We start from the raw sequence: 24,747 nt of genomic DNA, 5'->3' as shown, positions 1-24,747 counted from the left end.
CCAGCAGCTTCGGGGTGCGCGGGGTGGGGTCAGCTGCAGGGCCGGGCATCAAGCGGCACTTCGGCCCAGATCGTCTTGCCCTGTGGTGTGTAGCGGGTGCCCCAGCGTTCCGTAAGCTGGGCGACGAGGAACAGTCCGCGGCCTCCCTCGTCCTCCTGCGCGGCCCGCCGCAGGTGCGGGGAGGTGTGGCCCCCGTCTGAGACCTCGCATATCAGGCCGCAGTCCCGAATGAGCCGCAGCCGCACAGGAGCGCCGCCGTACCGGATCGCGTTGGTGACCAGCTCGCTCACCACGAGCTCGATGACGAACACCGCCTCGTTGTGCCCCCACTCAGCCAGCTTCTGGACCGCCAGGAAGCGGAACCTGGCGACCTCTGCGGGATCGGCGGGAAGGTCCCAGCTTGCCACCTGGTCATCGCTCAACGCATGGACCCTGACCAGGAGCAGGGCTGCGTCGTCTCCTGAGGACTTCGGCAGTACAGCGCTCATAACACTGTCACAGGTATCTTCTAGCTGTCGGCCTGGTACGGACAGTGCGTCGCACAGCTCGTTCAGGCCGATGTCGATGTCCCGGTCGCGGGCCTCCACGAGGCCGTCGGTGAACAGGGCCAGGAGGCTGTCCTCGGGAAGGTCGAAACCGACGCTTTCGAACGGCAGGCCGCCCAGGCCGAGCGGTGGGCCAGCGGGCAGGTCGAGGATTTCCACGCGGCCGTCAGGAGCCACCACTGCGGGGGGCAGGTGGCCGGCCCGGGCCATGACGCAGTGCCGCTCGACCGGGTCGTAGATGACGTAGAGGCAGGTCACGCCAACGGCCCGGTCATCCTCGCCCCCGGGGGGCTGCGCGACCAGGTCGTCGAGCCGGGCGAGCAGCTCATCCGGTGCGAGGTCCATTGCCGCGAGCGCCGCCACGGTGGTGCGCATCCGACCCATGGTGGCGGCGGCGCGCATGCCATGACCGGCGACGTCCCCGACGACCAGGCCGACCCGTGCCCCGGAGAGCGGGATAACGTCGTACCAGTCCCCGCCCACTCCCACGGGTCCGGCCGCGGGAAGGTAGCGTTGAGCGACTTCCACGGCCGCGGGCTGCGCTAGGCGATGCGGGAGCAGCTCGTGCTGCAGCATCAGCGCGATCGCATGCTCTCGAGCGTAGCGGCGTCCGTTGTCCACACACACTGCGGTCCGGGAGACCAGTTCCTCCGCGAGGGCGATTTCCTCGGGGTCGAAAGGGGCCCGCGGCGGGAACCTTTCGAACGTCGCCAGGCCCAGTGCGGTTCCCCGGGCCTGCAGCGGAACGACCACGACCTGGTCGCAGGCGACCGAATGCCCATGGGCAAGGCAGCGCAGCTGCGGCGAATCGGGTGGATATCCGATTGGACGCGGCGATGCCGCTGCCGCCGGACGGTCGTGGTCCGCGCCCCGTTCCGCCACCCGCCGCAGGTCGCGGCTGGTCTCATCTGTCCGCGGACCGGGTTCTTGACCGCGGAGCACAGGCTCGAGCAGGTCCACCTGGACGAGGTCCGCGAACTCCGGAACGGCCAGATCGGCCAGGTTACCGGCGGTACGCACGATGTCGAGAGTCCCGCCGATTCTGCCGCCGGCTCCGCTCAGCAGTGCTAGGCGTTGCCGGACCACGTAACGGTCCGTGATGTCGAGCCCCGCTTCACACACACCCAGTGGCCGTCCCTCGTCATCCTGCAGCCGGAAGTAGCAGAAGGACCAGACGTGATCGTGATGCGGGTCGGCAGGGATCGGGGTGCGGTAGCGGACGTCGGTGATGGATTCTCCAGTGTGCACGACTCGCTCGATGAGCCTCTGCAGCCCTGGTGCCGGGACTCCGTCACCGTCCTCGACAAGGACCTCGCCATGAGGTTCCACATCCGTTACGCACCGACCGACGCAGTCTTCCATCGTCAAGCCGAACTGCTTCTCGACGGCGGTATTGAACCACTTAAACCGGCTTTGTGTATCGTAGAGAGTGATGAGAATGGACGACTGATCGCTCAGCCCCTTCAGTACTGCCTGATCGCTGGCCCACTGTTCGAGATGGGCTACGTCGACGGCTGACAGCAGCCAGGCAGCAGCGCCCTCGTCCTGCTCCAGCGGGCTGATCAGCAGTGCGACCCGTACAGTGCGACCGTCCCGATGAAGCACCGAGCGAACTGCATATGTGTTTCCAGGTTCCTGAGGTGGAGCCACCCGCGCAGTGTCCCCCAGAAGGTCGCCGACAGGGCTGCCAAGCGCTTCTTTTGACGCGTAACCGAACAGCTCCTCGGCCGCCGGGCTCCACCCGATGACCGTCCCCCGGGCGTCTAGCACCACAGTCGCTGTCGGGGCGACACGGAAAGGCCCGCAGCCTCCCAACTTTGCACTCTCGGAACTCATGGATACCTACCGAGTGGCCTCCGTCGGGGCGATACGGCCACATAATCAGACTAATTCACGGGAGTTTCTCGCGCGCGCATCGTGACAGCGTGGTCGGGTTCAACGATCGAGCATATGTGGGGGGAGCGCGCGTCGCCATCGGCGATCGCCCGCGGGGGCGACAGCTACTTCGTTCTTCCCACCAGCCTGGTCGACGCACCGCAGGGCGAAGTGCACGAGGAAGGAGATCTTCGGACCCGTGATGAGAGCAGAGACGCTCCGGGACGACGAGGACGCCGTCTCCTTGGCCCGGACGCAGGACGCTCGACGAGCAGCAGACATGCCAGGACGGCTCGACTTCGGCGCAGTCCGGGTCAACGACCACCTCATGCTCGCCACGGATATGCTCCGGGGCGGTTTCAAAGCCTTGGGTTACGGCCGCGACCTGTCGACGTACCCTCGCGACGACTACGCGCGCACCAAGCACGTTGTGGTCAACAAGACTCGTGCAGGAGCCGGATCCACAGGACAGCAATCATGACGGGGCCGGTCGGCGCCTCCGCCTCCGGGGCGGAGCTGAAGCGCGGGATGGTGTGGCGCAACTGGGGGCAGAACCAAGTCTTCAGCCCTGCGGCGTTCGCCGCACCCAGGAGCGAGGAACAGCTTGTCTGCGTGGTCAGGCAGGCGCTCGGGGACGGGCTCAACATCCGGGTGGCCGGAACCGGCCACTCCAGCACGCCGCTGGTACAGACCGGTGGCCTGCTCCTCAGCCTTGAGAATCTGAGCGGTATCACCGGCACAGATCTGGCCAGACGACGCGCGCGGGCCTGGGGCGGCACCCCGATCAGCAGCTTCGGTGATCCACTGTGGCGGGATGGGCTGGCGTTGTCGAACCAGGGTGACATCGAAAAGCAGACCATCGCAGGGGCCATCGCCACCGGCACGCACGGCTCAGGCACCAAGCTGACGAGCTTCTCCGCGGCTGTTCGGTACGTCCGGATCATCGACGGGACAGGTGACGTCGTCGAGATCGATGAGCGGGACATCGAGGAACTCCGAGCGGCACAGGTCTCCCTGGGTGCGCTTGGTGTCGTGGTCGAGGTGGAACTCGACGTCTCGCCCTCTTATCACCTCCGCGAGACCATCACCTTCCCGCACGTTGACGAGCTGCTCGACAGATGGGATGTGAACCCTGACACTCACCGGCATTTCTCATTCCTGTGGTGCCCCACCGACAACGCCGCTGAGCTCTTTGAGTTGCCAACGCCCAAAGGTGTGCGGATGGCGGACCGTGCTTACACCAAGGTCTACGACGCCGTAGAGATCGAGGAGCCCGGTGGTATCGAAACGACTGAAGGGCGACGGGTCGACCGCTCGTACCGCATCTACCCTGGGGGGTTCGGACTAATTTTCAACGAACTGGAGTACTTCGTGCCGACCGAGCGGGGACGCGAGGCCTTCACGGAGATCAGGCAGCTCATCCGGACGAAGTATCCCGAGCAAGTCTTCCCTGTCGAGGTGAGATGGGTCGCCGCAGACGGGGCCTACCTGTCGCCCCAGTATCGCCGCGACAATATGGCCATCACCATCACAGTGGCGGCCGGCACAGACTACTGGCCGTACCTCCGCGACGTGGACGCCGTCTTGGACGACTTCGACGCTCGCCCGCACTGGGGCAAGCTGCACTTCACTACCCGCAGACGCATAGAGCGCATGTTTCCCGAACTCGACCGCTTCCGCACCATCCGCAGCCAGTTCGATCCCAACGACGTCTTCCTCAACGACCACCTACGCCCACTGCTCGGGTGAAGCACGCACCGCCTGACCGGGCACATCGTGGCGTCCTCGCGGGCTGAGCCCCACCGAGCGTGCGAGCGGATGCGATCAGCTCCCTCCCGCAGTGCCATGGAAGCAGCACCGTGAGGAGGTGGCAGCCATGGCGCGCGGTGTGGAACGGTGCTCTGACCTTCGGCCTGGTGTCCCTGCCCGTGCAGGTGTTCACCGCCACCGACACCCACACCATCGGCTCTCATCAGCTGCAGCGCGGAACGTCGTACCGGATGCGCAACAAGCCGGTGAACGAGCGCACCGGGGAGGAAGTCCCCCTCGACGAGATCGTCAAGGGCTTCGACGCCGGGGACGAGTACGTCCTGGGAGCGTCCAGGCGACCTGGATGAATCGCGCCCGGACGCTCCCGGGACCTTCAGATCCAGGGGTTCGTGGACCTGGAGCAGGTCGAGCCCACCTTCTTCGACAAGACGTACTACCTCGGGCCCAAGAGCAGCCAGTACGCGAAGGTCTACACCCTGCTGGAGAAGGCGCTGGAACACTGCGGCAAAGCTGGCATCGCCACGTTCGTCATGCGCAACCGGCGAGTACCTGGTCGTGGTGAGGGCCGAGGGGGGCATCCTGAAGCTGCACATCCTGCACTGGGCCGACGAGATCCGGGACCCACACAAGGAGGTCGCCAACCTCCCGGACGACAAGAGCCTCGCCGACCGCGAGCTGAAGATGGCCGACCAGCTGGTCGACTCGCTCAGCATGGACCGGGAGCCCGAGGACTTCCACGACACCTTCCAGGAGAAGGTGCGGCGGCTCGTCGAGGCGAAGAAGAAGGGCAAGACCGTCGAGAAAGCGGAGCAGCCCGCCGAGTCCACCAACGTGGTGGACCTGATGGACGCGCTGCGGGCGAGCATCGACCAGGACGTCATGTTCAACCGGGTCCGATGCGCTGAGACGAGGGGGCAGGCATGAGTGCGCAACCGGCTGGGCGGCGCGAGTCCGCCTCCGGCATCGAGTCGGCAACGATCCAGCCGATCCCGCTCGACCAGCGGCATGGCACGAACCGGGACATGTTCACGATCTGGTTCGGCACGAACATCATGATCCTGTCCATTGTCACCGGAGGACTTGCCACCACCCTGTTCGGCCAACCGGCCTGGTCGGCCGCGCTGGGGATCGTCGTCGGGAACCTCTTCGGAGCCGTCTTCATGGCGCTGCACTCCGCCCAGGGGCCGCGGCTCGGGGTCCCCCAGATGGTCCAGACCAAGGGGCAGTTCGGCTCCTGGGGTGCGCTGCTGATCGTCCTGATCGTGGTGGTCATGTACCTCGGGTTCTTCATCTCGATCCTGGTCTTTGGAGGACAGTCGCTGGCGGCGGTGATTCCGCACCTGAGCAGCAAGGCCGGCATCGTGCTGCTCGCGGCGGCTAGCTTCGCGGCCACGATCTGGGGCTACAACCTGATCCATGCCTATGCGCGGATCATGACCTACGCCTCGGGTGCCGTCCTGCTCCTGGCGTTCGTCTGGGCGTTCGTCGTCCACCCGGTGCCGCACACCTTCTTCGGCACCGGGGAGGCCACCCTGTCCGGGTTCGCGAGCACCGTGTCGGTGGCCGCGGTCTGGCAGATCGCCTACGCGCCGTACGTCTCGGACTACTCCCGGTACATGCCGGCCAAGACCGGCTCCAGGCCGGCATTCTGGATGAGCTACTGGGGCACCAGCATCGGCTCGATCCTGCCCATGTTCCTGGGCGCGGGCATCGGGCTGCTCCTGCCCGGCGCGGACCCCATCGCTGCCTTGACCGAGGCAACCGCCGGGATCAGCCTGCTGGTCGTGGCCGTGTTCAGCATCGGGGTCGCCGCCACGAACGCCATGAACCTGTACTGCGGCACCCTGTGCACGATCACGATCGTGCAGACCTTCCTGCCGCGCTTCACGGCTCGCAGCCGCGAGCGCGCGGTGGTCGCGACCGGATTGTGGACCATTGCGCTCGCCGTAGCCCTCACCTCGGGGAGCGGCTTCGTCGCCACTTACAACAACTTCCTCACCCTGCTGCTCGGCTCCCTGGTCCCGTGGACCGCGGTCAACCTGGTCGACTTCTACCTGGTACGCCACGGTGACTACGCCGTCGAGGACTTCTTCAAGCGCGACGGCGGCCGCTACGGCCGGGTGAACCGGCCCGCGGTGCTCTGTTACCTGATCGGTGTCGCGGTGCAAATCCCATTCATGATCGTCGGGACCGCCTACACCGGCCCGATCGCCAAGGCGCTCGGCCACACCGACATCTCCTTCATCGCCGGCCTGCTCGTCGTCTCGCCGCTGTACTACTTCACCGTGAAGACGGTGGCCCGACTGCGGACGACCGCGGTGCGATGGCCGCTCGGCAGCCTCATCCAGAAGCACGCGTGCCGACTGCGCTTATGGCCCCGAGCACGATTGCCACGGCGAGCTGGACCAGCACCCCGGCCCGCTGCCGCCAGTCGCTCGCTCTGCTGGAGGGCAGTACACCCGCGAGCCCTCGTGTCAGCCCGATCCGGTCCGCCAGTCGGCGCAGCAGCACCGCCCCCGCACGCCCCACCAGCCCCTTCCCGTCGGCCTTCACGGACAGCCCCCGGTCCCACCCTGTACGCTCGATCACCAGACAGGTGTCCTGACTCTTGCACCGGATACGAACTCGACACTCGCATCCTTGCAGTTCAGCGGCACCTTTCTGCTGTCAGGGCGTCAGCTCACCCAATTCCACTGAATAGCCGGGGTTTGATTCCCCAGGTAGGCGCGCGCTGGTCAGCGGGCAGGTGACACACGGGAGTTGCCGCTCGAGTGGCGTGTCGGCGCCGGGTCTCCGGCTCAGATCACTGGGTGGAGATCTTGTGGACGGTGGTGTCGTCGGGGTTCAGCCGTCGCCCGTCCGCAGACAGCACTTCCAGTGCTCGGAGGGGACGTTCCTCTCGGCGGTCGACCAACTGTGAGTGGGGTTCGCCGGGGCTGTTCGCCCCACTGCCGCAGTGCCACGATGACGGGGAAGAGCGACTTGCCCTTCGAAGTCAGTACGTACTCGCGGTAGGCGCTGCCGTCCGAGGGTCACTCGACACAGCACCCCGGACCCCGCCGCCAAGGTCGCCTCTCGCAGTGAAGACCGACATCCCACCATGTGAGCCCGGCGCCGGGTCAGGGTCAGCGGTGGGCAGGACAGGCGGTGGGGAACTCCAAGTGGTGGTGAGGAAGACGGCGGGCGGAGCGTCGGGGACGGCTGGCTCCTCGGGCGCTCAGTGGCCAGTAGTGCCCGGCCAGTCGAGGATCGCGGTGGTTTCGACCTCGGCCAGGTGGTCCTGGGCGTCCAGTGCCGCCCGTCGGGGCCGTAGCCGTCCCTGAACCGGCATCCCCAAACGGACGTGGCGATGATTTCAGCGCGGGCTGCGAGTCGTTATTGGGAGAAGAGGAAGGAGAACCGCCATGCCAACACAGGAACCCGCAAAGCAACCCGCGACCGAGCTCGACGCCCGCTATAGCTCCGCACTCAATCCCCGCCCCGGTGCCGCGGACGTCACCGCCGTCACGTGGGCCGAGGCCGAACGGCAACTGGAGGCCGCCGAGATCTTCTGGGTGTCCACAGTGCGGCCCGACGGCAGGCTGCACGTCACACCCGTGATCGCCGCCTGGCACGACGGGGTGCTGTACTTCTCCACCGGCCCGGGGGAGCAGAAGGCGAGGAACCTCGCACATGATGCGCACTGCGCGCTGACCACCGGTGGGAACTCGCTCACCGAAGGGCTCGACCTCGTGGTCGAGGGGAAGGCGGAGCCGGTTGCCGATCCGGCGGTACTGGAGGAGGTGATCGCGGCGTACGAGGTGAAGTACGGGCCGCACATCACCTCGCCCGAGGGTACCTTCCACGGGATCGGGGACGCGTTCCGGAAGGGGAACGCGGTGGTGTTTGCGGTCGCCCCGGCCACCGCGTACGGCTTCGGCCGGGACAGCGGGGTTTACACCCATACGCGGTGGGCGTTCTGAGTAACCGGGCCCCCACGAGGCTGTGCTCGCCCGCAGACGCCAAGCGGAGCGGGCGAGCACAGCTGGACCATAGTCGCCAGCACGACTGTCACCGAGTTCCGGGGTCGTGGGGCGAAGTGGTTCCCGGTGATGGCCGACATCAGAGCGGCCAACTGAAGCGCTCAGTGGCCAGCTGGGGCACTCAGTCACAATTGATATGACTGAACCTCTTTCATCCTGTTTCGCAGGGGGTGAAATGGCTGGTGGGCGGAGGTCCTGACAGGACAGGGCCCTTCGTCGTTGGCGTGGTGATCTCGCGATCGCCACCGCCCTGTGGTCGACGGCGACGCCTAGGAAGCCATCACGATCCTGGTCTCCGTCCTCGACCGCACCGCTGGCAACCAGCTCTGGTACCGGTGGACCGTCGTCCGCACCATCCGCGCCGCCGCCCTTCTCGGCGCGGCCGCCCGGCTCCTGATCCCCCGGCTGGAACAACTGCTCGCCGGCCCTGAGAAGGCCCCCGCCGCCGCCCTCGCCCTGCTCGCCGTCACCGACCCCGACGTCGTCGACCTCGGCCGACTCGCCGAGGCCGCCCGTCACTCCGCCGAAACCGGAGCGGACATCTCCGGCGCCTGCGAGGCTCTCCAAGCCCTCGATGCCACCGCCCTGAGCACCCACCAGCGCCTGCGCGTCGCCGAACTCGCCGAGGAGGACCGGCGCATCGTCAGGTGCGTGCTGGCGGTCTACCTGTAGGGGGCGCCGTGGTGGACTTCGCCGAAAGCGCCCCCCACGGCTGCCACACTCGCGGCTCACGCGTACCGACAGGAATGAATTGACGGACTGTCGCATCAATTCCTCGGGGCCCGTTCGCACTCGGTACACCCGGCGGTGGCAATCGGTTCACCACCCGCCTTTAACGTGCCTTTACCCGGTATCCCACCGGGTGCGTTCGTGGCTGCCACAAGGGGGGGCCGTGAACGCCTCATCGATCGAGGAGCATCGGTGATGCGCAAACCCGTCAGAATCCTGACGGTCCTCGCCACTGCGGGCGCGCTGGCCGCCAGCATGCCGGCGGCGGCCAACTCCGCGCCCAAGGACACCCCTGCCAAGGGCAAGGACATCCGCAACGTCATCTACCTGCTCGGCGACGGCATGGGGCGCACCCACGTCACCGCCGGGCGTGAGCGCTTCTACGGCGCCGAGGGCAAGCTCAACATGGAGCGCATGCCCTTCTACGGCGCCGTCTCGACGTACGCCGTCGAGAAGGGCAGCGACCAGCCCGCACTGGTCACCGACTCCGCCAGCTCGGCCACCGCCTGGGCGTCCGGTGTGAAGACCTACAACGCCGCCATCGGCGTGGACTCGTACGAGAAGTCCATGCCGACGCTGATGGAGCAGGCCAAGAAGGCCGGCTTCGCCACGGGCAACGTCTCCACCGCTGAGATCACCGACGCCACCCCGGCCGGCATGTTCAGCCACGCTCTGCTCCGCGGCTGCCAGGGCCCGACCTACTCCGACGCCTCGTGCCTGCCGAAGAAGGCCGACGGCACCTACGAGGACAAGCCGGCCGACAAGACCCTGATCACCCCGATCGCACAGCAGATCGCCCGCAACGGCGTCGCTGACGTGATCTTCGGTGGCGGCCTGTCCCGCTTCCAGCCGGACGACGAGAGGGCGATGAAGGACCAGGGCTACCAGGTCCTCGGCAACTTCGGTGACGCCAAGCTCGGCCAGCAGACCGCCGCCAGCCAGCAGGTTGCCACCAAGTCCGAGCTTGACCAGGTCAAGAAGGGCAAGGTCATCGGCCTGTTCAACCGCGGCAACCTGACCGTGGAGAACGCCAAGGCCAAGCTTCCGGCGGGTGCCGCCGAGAAGCAGGAGCCGACTCTGGCGGAGATGACCGAGAAGTCCATCTCCCTGCTGGACGGCGCCTCCAAGAAGGGCTTCCTGCTCCAGGTCGAGGGCGCGCAGATCGACAAGCGCTCGCACGCCAACGACGCCGCGCAGACCCTTGACGAGGTCAAGGCGTTCGACGACGCCGTCAAGGCCGCGGTCGACTTCGCCAAGAAGGACGGCCACACCCTGGTCGTCGTCACCGCTGACCACGAGTGCGCCGGGTTCAACATCATCGAGCGCGGCACCTTCACCAACGCCGAGGCGGCCGCGCCTCCGGTGAACGTCGACTCGGGCAACACGGCGAACAACTCCACGCCGTCGCGCGCGAGTGGCAACGTGAAGGACCCGGCCCGCTCCACCGGCATCGTCAACGGCGCCGGCGCGAACGACCCGAAGAACTTCGCTCCGGCCACCTTCCGCACCCCCGACGACCCCGAGGGCGTCAAGGACGGCAGCCCGGAGGCCAGCCTGTGGCTGACCTACCTCTCGGGCAACCACACCGGTGCCGACGTTCCGCTCTACGCCTACGGTCCCGGTGCCGACGGCTTCGCCGCCAGCCAGGACAACACCGACCTGTACCGGAAGATGTACACGTCGCTGTTCCGCTCGCAGCCGGCCAAGCAGCAGCACTGATCACCAGCTGAAGCGGGGCCAGGAGCGCATACCGCGCTCCCGGCCCCGTCCGGTTTCCGCACCCGCTCCTGACGACGGCCGACCGGCCAGTGTCGGCAGCCCAGGGTCGCGGGAGCCGTCGGCCGGGCGCCGACCGCCCCGAGTACGTACCAGGAGTCCCCACCCATGAACCTCCCCGCCAGCCCCCGCAGTCGTACCCGCGTCCGCGTCGCCTCCGCCACTGCTGTGGGTGTCCTCGCGCTCGCCACACTCACCGGCTGCACCGGCAATGGCAGCGACAGCCACGACAGCGGCCAGGGCCGTCGGCCGCACAGCACGGCCCCGTCGGCCACACCCGCCAAGATCGCCCTGCCCTCGCCCCGGTCCGCCCCTGCTCCGGCGGCCAGCCTCAGCCCAGCCGCCACCCCCGGTGAGGTCCGCATCTCGGACGGGCCCTTCACCGACCGGGTCCGGATCACCAAGCTTGCCCTTGCCAAGGGACCGGCCGCCGTCACCGGACACCTGGCCGTCACCTCCGACGTCAGCCACCTCATCGACCTCGAGCTGCGTGCCGCCTACTACGACGCCCAGGGCCGCCTGCTGGGCACCGGCACCTTCGAGCACGCCGAGAATGACGAGGCGGCCCACGACCACAGCGAGCACTCCGGCCCGCAGGCCGAGAACGCAGGGATCGACTTCACCATCCCCGCCAACGGCCTCAAGGGCAGCCCCACTGCCGCCGTGGTCACCATCCCGGTGCTGGTCAACGAATAGCGGCTGCTTGACAGCCGACAGGCCGCGAAGTGGCCCAGGCCGCGTGGCTCCAGGGGCAGATCCATTATCTGCGGTGCGCGGAGGTACCCGTCACCGTTCTCCGGAATGATCTTTGCACCCGATATGGTCTTCTAGGGTTGCGGGCAACCAGCACAACGCATCGACTTGACCAGGGAGTTGACAGTGACGCACGACGTTGCCGCGCTGGCGGAGGAACTCACGGCCATGGCCGCGGCCGATCACCAGTCCTCAGTCCACGCGCATAGCGACGACCCCGCCGAGCAGCTGGCGTGGCGCCGACTGACCGCACGGCACGGTGACCGACTCAGCGAGATCATGGATGAGTACGGCTGGCCGACAGCAGAAATCGCCGGAGAGGAGGCCGCACGCGCCGCATGGCTGATTGCCCAGCACGCCGACCGGCAGCTCGACGTCCAGCGACGCGCCCTCCAGCTGATGCAGCAGGCGGTGTCGGCAGGCTCGGCCAGCCCACGCGAGCTGGCCTTTCTGCGCGACCGCACGCTGACCAACGAGGGCCGCAAGCAGATCTACGGCACTCAGATCGCCGGCGTGAATGGCGGGGCACCGGTTCCGTGGCCCTGCGAAGAGCCCGAGCGCATGGACGAACTCCGCGCGGAAGTCGGCATCGAGCCCTTCGACGAGTACGTTGCCAAGTTCGCGATGGCCTGACAGCCCGTTCCCAGCGACGTCCGGCGAATCATTGCCGGGCTCACGGCTGGCCCTCGCCCACGATCTCCTCGGCCAGGGCATGGGCATCCGCTACATCGCCCACCCCCTGGGATGGGGTCGGCACACCGTCCAGCCATACGCCCGCGCCACCCGCTGGCAGCACATGGTCAACGAGGCCACCGACGCCGACATGCCCGGCATCAGCAGCTTCGCCGCCGGCTTGAACAGCGACTCCGACGCGGTGACTACCGGGCTGACCACCAGGTGGAACTCCGGCCCGGTCGAAGGAGCAGTCAATCGGATCAAGACGCTCGAACGGCCGATGTTCGGCCGCGCCGGCTTTTGCCTCCTGCGCAAGCGGGTCCTGCTCTGCTCGTGAGGACTTCCGTCCGAGCCGCCAAGGCGCTGGTCGCAGCCCCGGGGGCGGGTCACTCGCCGTGAGAAGGACGCGGATGCTCCATGCGGGAGAGCCAGGTCGTGAGCAGCGTCTCAAGTGAATCGGCCTCGGTGGGCGTCAGTACATCCAGCAGGTGGCGTTCGTTGCGCAGGTGGTCGGTGAACGCCCGGTCGATCAGTTCACGTCCAGGTTTGGTGAGGGCGACGATCCGGCCGCGTTGGTCGTCCTCTGAACGGCGGCGGGTGACGAGTCCGGCTCGCTCCAGGCGGTCGATTCTCTTCGTCATCACGCGTGTTCGACGGCGATGCCGGTGTCACATACGCGCTCGATGTCGGCGGCGAGGCGCTGCCAGAACGTAGCGCGCAGCAAGTGGGGTGGTGCCGAACCAGGCGTCACCCCACTTGCATTTCAACCCACCGACATCTTGCGCACGATCTTTACCGGGCCTTCAAGTGCTGCCATCCTGACCGGGTTTGACAACCGAAGGAGGCTCTTTGTCCCGCATATCGACTCTGACGGCAGCGCTCACCAGCGCCCTCGCCCTCGTTTCCGGCGTCACCGTCACGGCGTCGGCTGCCCCGGCGGCACCCGCCAGGGCAACGACCCCCGCGACCGCCCCGGCCACAGCCGGTCAGCAGGTCGACCCGGTGGTCTGGACGCCCTGCAATCCGGACCCGTCCAAGCCTGACCCGAAGATCTACGACTGCGCTGTCTACCCGGTGCCGCTGGACTACGCGAACCCGTCCGGGGAGAAGGTCGGCATCGCCATGATGCGGCGGCGGGCCGGCGACCCGGCCAAGCGCATCGGATCGCTGTTCCTCAACCCCGGCGGACCCGGCGGCAGTGGTTACCTGTGGGCCACCACGACCCGGTTCGAGCCCCGCGTCATGGAGCACTTCGACCTGATCGGCTTCGATCCCCGCGGCGTGGCCCGCAGCAATCCGCTGAAGTGCTTCAAGACCCAGGAGGATGCCGACGCGGTCTTCGACCGGATGACCGGTGTGCCCGTCACACCGGCGGAGGTGGACAGCACTCTCACGGCCACCAAGGACTACACCGACGCGTGCGCCCGTAACGCGGGTGCGCTCATCAAGCACATGTCCACCATCAACGTGGTGCGCGACCTCGACCGGATGCGTCAGGCCGTCGGTGACACACAGCTGAACTTCGCCGGTTTCTCCTACGGCACGTTGATCGGCGCCACCTACGCCAACATGTACCCGGACAAGGTGCGCGCCCTCATCATCGACGGCAACGTCGACCCGCACCTGCGCCTGCACAACGGCCTGGAGTACGACCGGCAGCGCGCTGCGGGCGGCTTCGAGCTCGCTCTGGACGAGTTCCTCAAGCGCTGCAAGGCCGCCGGTGCGCCGCGCTGCGCGTTCGCCGAGGGCGACACCCGCGCCAGATTCGACGCGATCCGCGACCACCTTCGCACGAGCCCCGTGACCCTGCCGAGCGGTTCACAGGTCACTCTGAGCAGCTTCACCAGCCAGGTCGCCAACGCCCTGTACGCGCAGACCCAGCTGGCGCCGCTGGCCCGCTCGTTGCAGGCCCTGGACAAGGTGATCAACCCGCAGCCGGGCTTCGGCGCCGTGGCCGGAACGATGCCCACGGACGAGGCGGACCGGCTGGCCAAGGTCGCCCCGGCAGCACTGCGCGAGGCGCCCGCCGACTCCCCGTACACCTCGGACGACTCCTACTACGGCGTCAACTGTCAGGACAAGCCGTACCCGACGAACCCGAAGGTGTTCGCGAACCTGGCCCGCGCCTGGGAGCTCAACGCCCCCACCTTCGGCCGGTACCAGGCCTACGACGCGCCCGCGTGCGCGACCTGGCCGTCGCCGGCGCGTTCCGCCGAGCAGTACCCCGGCCCGTGGAACAAGCGGACCGCCAACCCGGTCATGGTCATCGGCAACACCTTCGACCCGGCCACCCAGTACAAGTTCGCCCAGAACATGCAGCGGGAGCTCGGCGACTCCGTGCTGGTCACGGTCGACATGATCGAGCACTGCGCGGTCGGCCGGAGCAAGGCCCTCAACGGGCTGGTGACCTCCTACCTGGTGGACCAGGCCGTTCCGAAGCCCGGCCAGGTGCTCAAGCCGGACCTCGACCCGTTCCCGGCACCGGCCGTCTGACATAGCGACACATAACGAGAAGTGACACCGCGGGCGCGGTGACGGGCGAACGGCCGGTCACCGCGCCCGCGATGCGGGACGGAAACCGCGCGTCTCCGAGCGGGCAGGAGGCGCATACGCCACACCGAGTAGGCCATCCAGGTAATGACGGCCAAAATGAACCAGGCAAAGATACTCACTTGAGGGGGCGGTACGTGGACTGACGCCCGTTTTGCCCTTTCGGTTGGGGCAAGCGGTCTGGTCGCGGGCTCGCTGGGCGGCTATGGCCGCGGCCGGGTGAACAACCCCTGCTCGATCTCGATCAGGATCCCGCGCTCGACCAGCCGCTTGAGCTTCAGACGGACGTCGTTGACGTTGTTGGGCGTGATCTCCACGTCCATCGCCTCGCACACCGCCCGCGCCCGCAACGGGGCGTCGGCTGCGGCGCGTTTCTGGCCGGCCCCTTGCGATCAGGCTGGGCAGGAACCGGATAGTGCGGGACGACCCATGGGCCCACTCGAAGACGTCGCCTCTGTGTCCTTGGTAAGACACATCGTCCCGTCGGCACCGGCGTGCGACAGCGACCGGTACCCCTCGCTCTCATAGAGACCGATGTTCCGGCGGCTGGCGCTGCCAGTGGTTAGCACGATGCGGCGGCACATCTGCTCGGCTGCGGACTCCGCGATGTGCAGCAGCCAGCGGCCCAGGCCATGGCCCCGCAGGTCGGGGACGACGGCGAGCCGACCCACGTGCCAGTCGGTGTCGATGCGACGTGCCCGCACCATGCCCAGGAGTCGGCCGTCCCGCCACAGGCCCGTGGCGTGCCAGTCCGCAAGCCACTCGCGCACCTCATCCACTGATTCATGCAGGGCCGGGATCGCCAGCGTGTCGTTGGCCAGGGCCTCGTCCACCCAGCAGCATCGCTGCAGCACGGTGACCTCGGGTGCGTCGCCGGGGACCAGTCGCCGCACGTACGACCCCGGCAACGGGACCGGCAGCGTCCCCGCTCGATCCCTCTCGCGCATCGGCCGCAGGGCGTGGGCAACCCGGACCAGCTCGTCCAGTACGCCGACGGCCGCCCCGGCGAGAGCGGCGTTCGGACGTACCCGGCCCTGCTCCGTCGCGTCGGAGATGCGGATAGCGACCGTGGCGCCCAGCGGCACCAAACGCAGCGTGGTCACCACCTGTTTGGCGTGCTGGACCGATCGCGTGCCTGCCGAGGTGTTGCCGTAGCTGACGAAGCCGATCGGCTTCCACGCCCACTCGCGGCCGAGGTAGTCAAGGGCGTTCTTCAGGGTCGCGGGCATCCCGTAGTTGTACTCCGGCGTCACCACGATGAAGCCGTCTGCCGCGTCCGCGATCGCACTCCACCGTCGTGTGTGCTCCTGCCGGTAGACACCGGAGGACGGATGCTCCTCTTCATCGAGGAACGGCAGATCAAGGTCGCCGAGGGCCAGCGGCACGAGTTCGACGCCGAGTTCCTCGGCACGATGCGTGATCGTCTCGATCAGCCACGCCCCGACCAACGGGCCGAGGGCGCCGGGCCGGGTGCTGCACACCAGTACGAGAACGCGCGTATTTTTCGTTGACATGGAAACGAAGCTAGCCGATAGACTCTTTCCATGTCAACGAAATCGTCGGCCGCCACCACTGCGCGCTGGCTGAACCCGGACGAGGAGCGCGCGTGGCGGGCCTTCCGCGGCATGGTGACCGCCCTCCAGGCCGGCACGGCGCGTGATCTGACCGCGGTCGGACTCTCCGAGTCCGACTACGAGGTGCTGAGCACACTGTCAGAGCGGCCCGACCAAACCAGCACCCTGCGCGAACAGGCCGCCAAAATGGCCTGGTCGCGCAGCCGGCTGTCCCGGCACGCAACCCGCATGGAAGCGCGCGGCCTCGTCCGGCGCGCACCCGACCCGGCCGACGGCAGAGGCTGCCTCCTGACCCTCACCGAGCACGGCCTGGACACACTCAAGGACGCCGCCCCCGCCCACGTTGCCTCGGTGCGACGCCACTTTGTCGACCGACTCACGCCCGATGACCTCGCCGCCCTCGAACACATCGCCGCGAAACTGGAGGGGACCGGGGGCGGAACCGACGACGGAGTTGATTAGTGAGCGTCTCAAAGAGCGTTTTGTCCTGGCGGGGGTGTTTGGTTCGTGGTTCAGGTGTCGCGCCAGTTCAGGGTGGATTCATGGGTGAGGCGTCGGCTCATGAGGTCGATCATGGCGACGTGGATTATGGCTTCGGAGCGGTCGGGATGGGTTTCCGTAGTCGCGGGCGAGTCGGCGGTGGTGCATGAGCCAGCCGAAGGTCCGCTCGACGACCCGGCGTCGAGGGATCACTTTGAACCCTTTGACGCCGGGGGCGCGTTGGACGACTTCGGGGTCTGGGGCCACCTGGCGACGGGATCTTGGGGGTAGCCCTACCTGGAGTTCGGCGGTTAGCGGGATCGTCCCGGCCGGTCGCCTCCGGAAATGCTGGGACCCGGCACATGCCGTTGGTTCCCAGGACTTCCATAGGAGTTGACTCGTGCGCGAACAGGCAGGGCAGAGGTTGCGTTCGTCCGGACGGCGGTCGGGCGGTGGTCGGCGCAGGGCCGTGACAGCCGCGGCCGCGGCGGCCGTCGGCGTGATGACGGTGGGCGCTCTGGCGTCGCCCGCGGCGTCGGCGGCGCCGGCCTCCAAAACGCACTCCGTGCCGAAGGGCCTGAACCAACTGGTACGTGAGGACGGTGTGCCCGCCGCGCTGGCGAGCGTCCAGGACCGCCACGGTCACACCCGTACGTACACCGCGGGCGTCGGCGACGTGGCCACGGGCGCGAAGGTCCCCAGGGACGGTCAGGTCCGCATCGGCAGCAACACCAAGACCTTCACGGCCGTGGTCGTGCTGCAACTGGTCGCCGAGGGCAAGGTCGAACTCGACGCTTCCGTCGACACCTACCTGCCTGGCCTGTTGCGCGGGGACGGCATCGACGGCCGCCGCATCACTGTCCGCCAACTCCTCCAGCACACCAGCGGACTTCCCAACTACGTGAACTACCTCAGCGACGACATCCGCTTCTACGAGCCCGGCGAACTCCTGGACCTCGCCCTGAAGCACGAGGCTCACTTCGCCCCCGGAGCGAAATGGGAGCACAACAACACGAACTACCTCGTGGCGGGCCTGCTCGTCCAGAAGGTCACCGGCCACACCGTCGCCGAACAGATCGACCAGCGCATCGTCAGACGCCTCGGCCTGCGCCACACCTACTTCCCCGCCCCCGGCGACGCGACCATCCGGGAGCGCCACCCCAAGGGCTACTACCAGGAGTCAGCGGGCTCGCCCCTGGTCGACGCCACGGAATGGGATCCGTCCTGGGCATGGGCGGCAGGCCAGATGATCTCCACGAACTCCGACCTCAACCGCTTCTTCAGAGCGCTGCTGTCCGGCCGCCTCCTGCCGAAGGCCCAGCTCGATCAGATGCGCACCACCGTCTCCGCCACCTACCCCTTCCCCGCCGGTGCCCGCTACGGCCTGGGCCTCGTGAGCAGGCCGCTGTCGTGCGGCGGCGTGTACTGGGGCCACGGCGGCAGCATGACGGGATACGAGACCCGAGGTGGCATTACCGGGAACGGCCGCGCTGCCAACGTCGCAGTGACCACGCAGCCGAGCCAGACGACCAAGGAGCACATGGACAGCGTGGTGGACACGGCCCTGTGCCGCTGAACCGAACGGCCCCCGGGCCCCGTGTCCGTCGGCAGTCGCCGGTCTCTGAGTGCCGTCCGTGAACTGATGGCCGGGTGGCGGAGTGGTTTCGGTGAAGTCGTCCGGACGAGGACCTCTTGGTAGCAACAGCGGTGTCCAAACCGGCCGCTGCACCAAGACGTCCTGTCATGTCGTTGTACGCCACCGCACCGTCCCCTGTCTTCGCAGTTGAGGAAGTCGGTTGCTCCTGCGTCGCGTGCCGGTTCGGCCGCAGCGCCGACCGGCCTGCCCGTCTGCGCCTCTGCACCACGGACATGAAGGACGTGGAGTGGCAGGCCATCGCGTCGCTGCTGCCCTGGCGAGCCTGGCTGGACGGCAACGGCGAGCGCCTGGAGGAGCACTGCCGACGACTGGTCATCGACGCCATCTGCTACGTCGCCGACAACGGCAACAAGTGGCGCAACCTGCCCGCCGGCTACGGCATGGGTTGGAAGACCCTGCACGCGATCTTCACTGTGGGCTGGCCGCAACGAGGTTGCCCATGCCCTGTCAGCCCCTGCTCAGTTCAAGCGCCGCCGGTAGTAGGAGATCGTGACGACCCCGAGCAGCGGCCCCCATAGCAGTAGTGGTGCGTAACAGGCGTCCATCACGACGAGTGCCGGCCCTGTCGGAGCTCCCTGCGCCCCTCCGAAGCCGCGCGCGTTGGGGATCGTCAGCAGCATGAGAAGGGCCGCGCCGAGCGATGCCGGAATCACGGCGGCCAGAGGCGCGACGCGCTTCCCCCCAATGAGCGGGATCCAGTGCGGCACCACCTCGCCCCAGGGTTTGACCAGGCCAAGGGTGAGCAGCGTGAGCCCTTCGACGCCCAGACTCATCGCGATGCACATGACGGTGAACCAGCCGGGGATGTCCAATCCAGTGGTGTCGAATCCCACCGGGATGCCGAGTCCCATCGTGATCCGCCAAATCCCGGATGGCACAGCAGTGAGGGCCGCGACGTGCGCGACCCGGACCACCCAACGGGCAGGAGGCGGACTCTCCGAGATGGCAGCGGCTGCAGGTGTTTCACACGTGACCATGGCCCCATGCTGTCCGGCGGACGGCCCCGCCGAATCATGCGCAAGGTCCAACTCGGCTCCCCCACTCGGGGGATGAAGACATTCGCTTCGACCGAACAGCCGCCGATACCCGACTACCGCATGGCAACCGAGTCCGAGCATCCGCCTGCGGACATGGCGCGCGAGTGCCCCATGTCGGGGGTGTCCAGGCTCTCATTCGTCACACAACGATCTTGGGCACCCTCTCTGTCACTCGCGGACGCGCCAGCCCGCCGGTCGCAGCTCAGTCACTCACACAGGCCCGACCGGGGAAGAAGTCGGCGCTTTGGACGTACTCCATCGCTTTGGTGAACTCCGGGTCGTCGAGGCGGCGTTCCATCTCCTGCGGGTTCAGGTCCTCCACGCGGGTCTGGATCCAGTACAGGTTGCCCAGCGGATCACGCACCCGGCCGACCCGGTCTCCGAAGAACAGGTGAGTGACCTCGGTGACCGAGGTACCGCCGGCCGCAACTGCCTGACGGTGCACGGCGTCGGCGTCCTCCACGTAGAGGCGGAGGAAACCAGGGGTCGGCGGCCACTCAGGTCGCGCGTCGAACATCATCACCACCGAGTCGCCGATCCGTACCTCCGCATGCGCGATGCTGCCGTCCTTGCCGACCAGGCAGGCGATCTCCTCCGCGCCGAAGGCCCTCTTCATGTAGTCGATGAGCTGCACCGTGTCGCGAGAGATGATCCACGGCGTCACAGTGCTATAGCCGTGGGGAACCGGCTTGACAGACATAGGAACTGCCTCCTGGAGAGCGAATGTCTCAACCTGGTGCTGACACTAGCCGCGGTATAGGTCAAGTGGTGTCCTAGTGCCCCAACAGACAACGTTCGCCCCGTCGCAATGCGTGGCACGCTCCCCCAAGCTCTTCGAGCAGGGGGGACCCCCAGAGCACTGTCCCGACCGCCGTGGCCGCAGCCGATGTGACCCCGCCGGTCAGCGGCGCACCGGCGGGTGGGCGAGCGTCGTACCGACCACCAGAGCGCCTGGCACGGCGGCGCTCGAGGGGTCCGACGCACGTAGGCCTCGCATACCTCCTCACGATGACGCGGTCCCCGCAGCGCTCCGTCATGCGTCGGCAACCAACGGGCGGGGGCGCGGGGCCGCTTGCTCACATGTCTTCGACCGGACGGCGGCGGCGTGCGGCCGTGAGGATGTCACCGGGCGCCGGGGAATTCCCGCGAAAAGTTTCCGGTGCCTCGTGACATCCCGCCGGCCGGTCCGCTCCGTCGGTGTGGTCAGAGGCGAAAGGAGGGCATGTGTTGCGTACCGGGGATCTGGAGGATTTCCGCGGCTTCGCCGAGGAGCGGTTGCCGCATCTGCGGCGGACCGCATATCTGATGTGCGGGGACTGGCACCACGCCGAGGACATCACGCAGACGGCATTGACCAAGCTCTACTCCGTGTGGGGACGACGGCGACGGATACAGAACCTGGAGGCGTACGCCCACCGCGTGCTGACCCGGGCCTGCATCGACCACTCACGGCGGCGCTGGCGGCGGGAGCACCCCGCCCGGGACCTTCCCGACCATGCCGTGCCCGCAGCGGACCTGGCACTCGAGCTCCAGGTACGCGCGGCGCTGGACGGCCTTCCGGCGCGTCAGCGTGCCGTGGTGGTCCTGCGCTACTGGGCCGACCTGGACATCGCCGCGACGGCCGCGGCCATGGGCTGCTCCATCGGCACCGTGAAGAGCCACACCGCGCGGGCACTGGCCCGTCTGCGGGCCCTCCTGGGCGACGACCACAGCCCCGACGCAATCGGGACGCTCGCCCAGTCCACCCACCACAACCGAGAGAAGGTCACTCTGTCATGAGCAATCAGGACGTCAGGAATCTGCTGGAAGCCGGGATCGGTGAGGAACCACCGGTACGGACCACCGTGGACGCCGTGGTCACGGCCGGACGGCGCGTCAGGACCCGGCGACGTATCGCGTTCACCGGTGCGAGCGTCACCTCCGCGGCGGCGGTTGCCGTACTGGCCCTGGTCGCACCCGGTGCCGATCCGGCCACGAGCGTGTCCGCCGCCGACCCGCTCGTCGGCCCGCTGGTGCCGGCCGGTTTCGGCACCGACGAGACTCGCCCGCTGAGGCCAGACAGCTTCGGTCCGGGGATCGAGCACACGACACGCTGGAGCAGCAAGCGGCTTGCCGACACCCTCGTCGCACTGCTCCCCGAGGGCCGGACGACCACCAGGGACGGTGACTTCAAGGGCCGGACCTTCCAAGTGGACTGGGACAACAGCGGCGAAGAGGTCACGTTCATCGGCAGCGTGGGGTACACGGCCAAGGAGCCCCACATGCCGTTCTGCGCGAAGATCGCGCTGCCGAAGATCACGCACAGGGACGGGACGAAGCCGCAGGACGTCATGCCGAGGGAGGACTGCGAGACGGTCGAACTCGCCGACGGCGCACGGGCGGAATCGGTGACACTGCGGTTCCCCGCCGACGGCCGTGAGTCCCAGTACGTACGGGTGGAGCGCAAGGACGGCCGGACCGTGGCCCTTCAGCAGTGGACGAATCGGCCGACGAAGCAGGTGCCGCTGGACGCCGACACGCTGCTGGACATCGCGAACAGCCCGTCCTGGCGGTTCTGACCGGCATCGTCACATCCGCCGCCCGGTGAGTTCGGGGGTCGGCGCATCCGTTGCAACACGTCGTCGTACGCGGTCCGGCCGGGGGCCGAGCGGTCGAGGAACTCCACTGACACGGAGTCGTTCACGCCGCGGCTCCCCGGTCGGCCTGGACCGCCTGGCAGAAGTTGCGTCCGGAGGACGCCACCCGGCCCCAGGAACGGACGTGCAAGGACCCGGCGACCATCCGGCGCGGCTGACCACCGCCCCGCACCCGTGGGAGGCCCCGCACCGAGCTGCTCGGATGCTGTTGGTTAATCCGGGGCCTCGCGTGACGTCGGCCTTCAAGACCTGGTTGTGGTCTTGAAGGCCGTCGTTGTCGTTTGGGGTGGGTGCGGATGTCGAAGCAGCCGAAGGGTTCGGGGGAGATCCCGGCGGAGACGGTGCGGGTGGCTCGGGCCGCGTTCCCGAAGGGGAGCCTGGCGATCCGGGTGCGGGACGAGTTGGGGTCGCTGTTCACGGACGAGGAGTTCGCGGACCTGTTCCCGGTGCGGGGCAGGCCGTCCGGCGGCAGATCGTCCTCCGGGTTCCGCCCCCCGGCACGGGAGCTGTCCTGGCTGGAGATGGTGACCGAGACCCTGCGATCGGCGCTCAACGCGCTCGCCCAGGCCGCCCCGGACTGGCTGGCGCGGGTCGCGGAGCCGGACTGGTTCAGGCACTATGCCACCAGAGCCGAGGACTCCCGGTTCCCCAAGGCCCGCGCCAGACGCGACGAGGTGGGACTGCGGGTCGGCCGGGACGGGATGCGCCTGCTTGAGGCGGTCTTCGCCGCTGACGCACCGCCTGGCCTGAGCACCCTGGCGGAGGTGGAGACCCTGCGGCAGATTTGGGTCCAGCACTTCCACCTGGTGGAGGGCGAGGTGAGGCGGCGGGACCCAAAAGACCGCCCGCCGGGCACGTTGCGCCTGGTCACCCCGTATGACACCGAGGCCCGTGGCAGCGTCAAACGGGACACCCTGTGGGACGGGTACAAGGTCCACCTGACCGAGACCTGCGAGCCGGACGCCCCGAACCTGATCACGAACGTGGCCACCACCGTCGCCACCGTCCACGACAGCGTGGCGGTTGCGGACATTCACGGCTCGCGCTGGCCGCACGGGACTGCCTGCCCGCCGAGCACTGGGTCGATGCCGGATACCCCACCGCCGGCCAGGTCGTGACCGCCCGACGGGACCACGGGATCAGCCTGCACGGGCCGATGGCCGCCAGCACCGCTGCTTCGGCCGACGGCCCCTTCGGACAAGACGCCTTCACCATCGACTGGGACCGTGAACAGGTGACCTGCCCGAACGGGATCACCAGCACCCAGTGGCACCGGCGGCAGTCGCAGCAGGGCTTGCCCGTGATCCGGGTCCGCTTCAGCCCGGCCGACTGCCGCCCCTGCCCTCACTTGCGCGACTGCGTCAACTCACCCACTGCCCAGCGCCGTGAGCTCAACCTTCGGCAGGGCCGCGACGAACACGAAACCGTCCGAACGGCCCGAGCCGAGCAGGGAACCGATACCTGGAAGGAGCGGTACAAGATCCGCGCCGGCGTCGAGGGCACCATCTCCCAAGCCGTCGGGCGCTGCGGCCTGCGCCGATCCCGCTACCGCGGCCTCGCGAAGACCAGCCTCCAGCACCAGCTCACCGGCGCCGCGATCAACCTCGCCCGCATCGACGCCCACCTCACCGACACGCCCCGGGGCCGCACCCGCACCAGCCACTTCGCAGCACTTCGCCCCGCCGACCACAAGGTCGACGGGGCGAAGTAGGAAGGACCCGGATTAACCAACAGCATCCGAGCTGCTCGGTGCGGGGCCTCCCACGCATCTCCGCGCGACTCGGATGTTCATGCGCGGGCGGGCAAGCTGCCCGATGTACCTGGCTCCAGGGCCGGGACCTCGAACGCCATGACCGGCCAGGGCCGGGGCTCAGCGCGCCGGGAAGCCGAAGGAGTAGCCCTGCTCCTTGAGCCAGGGGAGGATCCGGCGCAGGGCCTCGACGGTCTGGGAGCGGTCGCCGCCCGCGTCGTGGAAGAGGAGCGTCGGCCCGCCCGGCAGCTCCCGCTCGACGGTGGTGACGATGGCGTCCGTGCCCGGCTGCTCGAAGTCCTTGGAGTCCACGTTCCAGCCCAACGGGCGCATGCCCCGGGAGGCGGCCAGCTTGCGGCTGTAGGGGGTGAAGGCCCCGCCGGGCGCCCGGTAGTACATCGGCCGGATGCCCCCGGACGCCTCGGTGATCATGCGTTCGGCGTCGAGTATCTGCTGCGACTGGTAGGCCTGGGACTTGGCGTCCATGGTGGTGTCGTGCGACACCGTGTGGTCGCACAGCCGGTGCCCGGCCGCGACCACCTTCTTCACGAGGTCCGGGTGGGCCTGCGCCTGCGTCCCCACCATGCAGAACGTGGCCTTCACCCCGTACTCCCGCAGCACGTCGAGCGCCTGAGGGGTCCACACGGGGTCGGGGCCGTCGTCGATGGTGATGTTGACGCCGCGCGTCCCCTTGTCTGAGGCGTGCGAGATGGTCACCGCCACCGGCTTGACGTCACTGCCCGGCGTGGCCGACGCGGCCGCCTGAGGCGACGAGCCGCCCACGGCACCCGCTTGTGCGGTCCACGCCGAGGCACCGGCGGCCAGCGCCGTCACCCCGAGCGCCGCCCCGAGCACCTTGCCGTACCAGCCCCGCCCGCCGCCGTGCCGTGCCATGTCCGCCCCACTCTCCCGCAGTTC

19 protein-coding genes and 6 pseudogenes are annotated in these 24,747 nt (G+C 68.2%); 17 read left to right on the top strand and 8 right to left on the bottom strand.

The window, feature by feature from the left end; all coding sequences use genetic code 11:
- Nucleotides 1-29 precede the first annotated feature (29 nt).
- Entirely contained in the window at nt 30-2,381 is a 2,352-nt protein-coding gene (locus tag BIV24_RS17885) for a SpoIIE family protein phosphatase (RefSeq protein WP_071367334.1), read from the bottom strand.
- Nucleotides 2,382-2,493: 112 nt separating this feature from the next.
- Between BIV24_RS17885 and BIV24_RS17880 the strand changes: the two genes are divergently transcribed.
- From BIV24_RS17880 to BIV24_RS17865, 5 genes and pseudogenes are all read left to right on the top strand, one after another.
- Nucleotides 2,494-2,901, top strand: a complete 408-nt coding sequence (locus tag BIV24_RS17880) for an aldehyde dehydrogenase family protein (protein ID WP_107459548.1) — start codon at nt 2,494-2,496, stop codon at nt 2,899-2,901.
- A complete protein-coding gene (locus tag BIV24_RS17875) occupies nt 2,898-4,169 on the top strand; it encodes a D-arabinono-1,4-lactone oxidase (RefSeq protein WP_071367332.1) in 1,272 nt (423 codons plus the stop codon). Before BIV24_RS17880 ends, BIV24_RS17875 begins: the two co-directional genes overlap by 4 nt.
- Nucleotides 4,170-4,228: 59 nt before the next feature.
- Nucleotides 4,229-4,726: pseudogene (locus tag BIV24_RS35485) on the top strand (Ku protein); the annotation flags it as partial.
- Between the two features lie 22 nt (nt 4,727-4,748).
- Nucleotides 4,749-5,114, top strand: coding sequence for a Ku family protein (locus tag BIV24_RS35480; RefSeq protein WP_245766860.1), 366 nt, complete (start codon nt 4,749-4,751; stop codon nt 5,112-5,114).
- Nucleotides 5,111-6,940 carry a purine-cytosine permease family protein gene (locus tag BIV24_RS17865; RefSeq protein ID WP_079168340.1) on the top strand — a complete coding sequence of 610 codons (1,830 nt, stop codon included), beginning with the start codon at nt 5,111-5,113 and terminating at the stop codon, nt 6,938-6,940. The genes BIV24_RS35480 and BIV24_RS17865 overlap by 4 nt, the downstream gene beginning before the upstream one ends.
- A 53-nt stretch (nt 6,941-6,993) precedes the next feature.
- Here BIV24_RS17865 and BIV24_RS32070 read toward each other — a convergent pair.
- Nucleotides 6,994-7,219 (bottom strand): annotated as a pseudogene (locus BIV24_RS32070) (winged helix-turn-helix transcriptional regulator); the annotation flags it as partial.
- 375 nt (nt 7,220-7,594) lie between these two features.
- Here BIV24_RS32070 and BIV24_RS17860 point away from each other — a divergent pair.
- The 5 genes and pseudogenes from BIV24_RS17860 to BIV24_RS36480 all read left to right on the top strand — a co-directional run.
- Nucleotides 7,595-8,152, top strand: coding sequence for a pyridoxamine 5'-phosphate oxidase family protein (locus tag BIV24_RS17860; RefSeq protein ID WP_071367331.1), 558 nt, complete (start codon nt 7,595-7,597; stop codon nt 8,150-8,152).
- A gap of 984 nt (nt 8,153-9,136) precedes the next feature.
- Nucleotides 9,137-10,660, top strand: coding sequence for an alkaline phosphatase (locus tag BIV24_RS17855; RefSeq protein WP_071367330.1), 1,524 nt, complete (start codon nt 9,137-9,139; stop codon nt 10,658-10,660).
- Between the two features lie 165 nt (nt 10,661-10,825).
- Nucleotides 10,826-11,413, top strand: a complete 588-nt coding sequence (locus BIV24_RS17850; protein WP_071367329.1) for a hypothetical protein — start codon at nt 10,826-10,828, stop codon at nt 11,411-11,413.
- A gap of 183 nt (nt 11,414-11,596) precedes the next feature.
- Nucleotides 11,597-12,103 carry a DUF6624 domain-containing protein gene (locus BIV24_RS17845; protein ID WP_071367328.1) on the top strand — a complete coding sequence of 169 codons (507 nt, stop codon included), beginning with the start codon at nt 11,597-11,599 and terminating at the stop codon, nt 12,101-12,103.
- A 208-nt stretch (nt 12,104-12,311) separates the two neighbouring features.
- A pseudogene (locus BIV24_RS36480) lies at nt 12,312-12,482 on the top strand (ISL3 family transposase); the annotation flags it as partial.
- A 49-nt stretch (nt 12,483-12,531) separates the two neighbouring features.
- On the opposite strand, the pseudogene BIV24_RS17835 reads toward BIV24_RS36480, so the two are convergent.
- Nucleotides 12,532-12,795 (bottom strand): annotated as a pseudogene (locus BIV24_RS17835) (MarR family winged helix-turn-helix transcriptional regulator); the annotation flags it as partial.
- Nucleotides 12,796-12,994: 199 nt separating this feature from the next.
- Between BIV24_RS17835 and BIV24_RS17830 the strand changes: the two are divergent.
- A complete protein-coding gene (locus BIV24_RS17830; RefSeq protein WP_107459545.1) occupies nt 12,995-14,638 on the top strand; it encodes an alpha/beta hydrolase in 1,644 nt (547 codons plus the stop codon).
- Nucleotides 14,639-15,087: 449 nt separating this feature from the next.
- Here the strand turns inward: BIV24_RS17830 and BIV24_RS17825 are convergent, their stop codons facing one another.
- Nucleotides 15,088-16,209 (bottom strand): bifunctional NAD(P)H-dependent oxidoreductase/GNAT family N-acetyltransferase, encoded by a 1,122-nt coding sequence (locus BIV24_RS17825; protein WP_071367326.1) that lies wholly within the window; start codon nt 16,207-16,209, stop codon nt 15,088-15,090.
- A gap of 30 nt (nt 16,210-16,239) precedes the next feature.
- Here BIV24_RS17825 and BIV24_RS17820 point away from each other — a divergent pair, with 30 nt between their 5' ends.
- Complete coding sequence (locus tag BIV24_RS17820; RefSeq protein WP_071367325.1) at nt 16,240-16,731, top strand: MarR family winged helix-turn-helix transcriptional regulator; 492 nt, start codon at nt 16,240-16,242, stop codon at nt 16,729-16,731.
- 50 nt (nt 16,732-16,781) lie between these two features.
- Here BIV24_RS17820 and BIV24_RS32060 read toward each other — a convergent pair.
- Nucleotides 16,782-17,001 (bottom strand): annotated as a pseudogene (locus BIV24_RS32060) (transposase); the annotation flags it as partial.
- 148 nt (nt 17,002-17,149) lie between these two features.
- Here BIV24_RS32060 and BIV24_RS17810 point away from each other — a divergent pair.
- Nucleotides 17,150-18,325: a serine hydrolase domain-containing protein gene (locus tag BIV24_RS17810; protein ID WP_071367323.1), complete on the top strand. Its 1,176-nt coding sequence runs from the start codon at nt 17,150-17,152 to the stop codon at nt 18,323-18,325.
- Nucleotides 18,326-18,492: 167 nt separating this feature from the next.
- Complete coding sequence (locus BIV24_RS32055; protein ID WP_079168337.1) at nt 18,493-18,924, top strand: transposase; 432 nt, start codon at nt 18,493-18,495, stop codon at nt 18,922-18,924.
- On the opposite strand, the gene BIV24_RS17805 is transcribed toward BIV24_RS32055, so the two are convergent.
- Together BIV24_RS17805 and BIV24_RS17800 are read right to left on the bottom strand one after the other, a co-directional pair.
- Nucleotides 18,865-19,257, bottom strand: coding sequence for a hypothetical protein (locus BIV24_RS17805; protein ID WP_245766853.1), 393 nt, complete (start codon nt 19,255-19,257; stop codon nt 18,865-18,867). The genes BIV24_RS32055 and BIV24_RS17805 overlap by 60 nt on opposite strands.
- 388 nt (nt 19,258-19,645) lie before the next feature.
- Complete coding sequence (locus BIV24_RS17800) at nt 19,646-20,143, bottom strand: VOC family protein (protein WP_071367321.1); 498 nt, start codon at nt 20,141-20,143, stop codon at nt 19,646-19,648.
- Between the two features lie 524 nt (nt 20,144-20,667).
- Here BIV24_RS17800 and BIV24_RS17795 point away from each other — a divergent pair.
- From BIV24_RS17795 to BIV24_RS17785, 3 genes and pseudogenes are all read left to right on the top strand, one after another.
- A complete protein-coding gene (locus tag BIV24_RS17795) occupies nt 20,668-21,222 on the top strand; it encodes a SigE family RNA polymerase sigma factor (RefSeq protein WP_071367320.1) in 555 nt (184 codons plus the stop codon).
- On the top strand, nt 21,219-22,001 hold the full coding sequence (locus BIV24_RS17790) for a hypothetical protein (protein WP_071367319.1): 783 nt from the start codon (nt 21,219-21,221) through the stop codon (nt 21,999-22,001). Before BIV24_RS17795 ends, BIV24_RS17790 begins: the two co-directional genes overlap by 4 nt.
- 374 nt (nt 22,002-22,375) lie before the next feature.
- Nucleotides 22,376-23,790 (top strand): annotated as a pseudogene (locus BIV24_RS17785) (transposase).
- Between the two features lie 159 nt (nt 23,791-23,949).
- Here the strand turns inward: BIV24_RS17785 and BIV24_RS17780 are convergent.
- A complete protein-coding gene (locus BIV24_RS17780) occupies nt 23,950-24,723 on the bottom strand; it encodes a polysaccharide deacetylase family protein (RefSeq protein ID WP_071367318.1) in 774 nt (257 codons plus the stop codon).
- Nucleotides 24,724-24,747 lie beyond the last annotated feature (24 nt).

The organism is Streptomyces colonosanans (assembly GCF_001866645.1).
Taxonomy (GTDB): domain Bacteria; phylum Actinomycetota; class Actinomycetes; order Streptomycetales; family Streptomycetaceae; genus Streptomyces; species Streptomyces colonosanans.
This window is presented reverse-complemented; position numbering and strand designations above follow the sequence as displayed.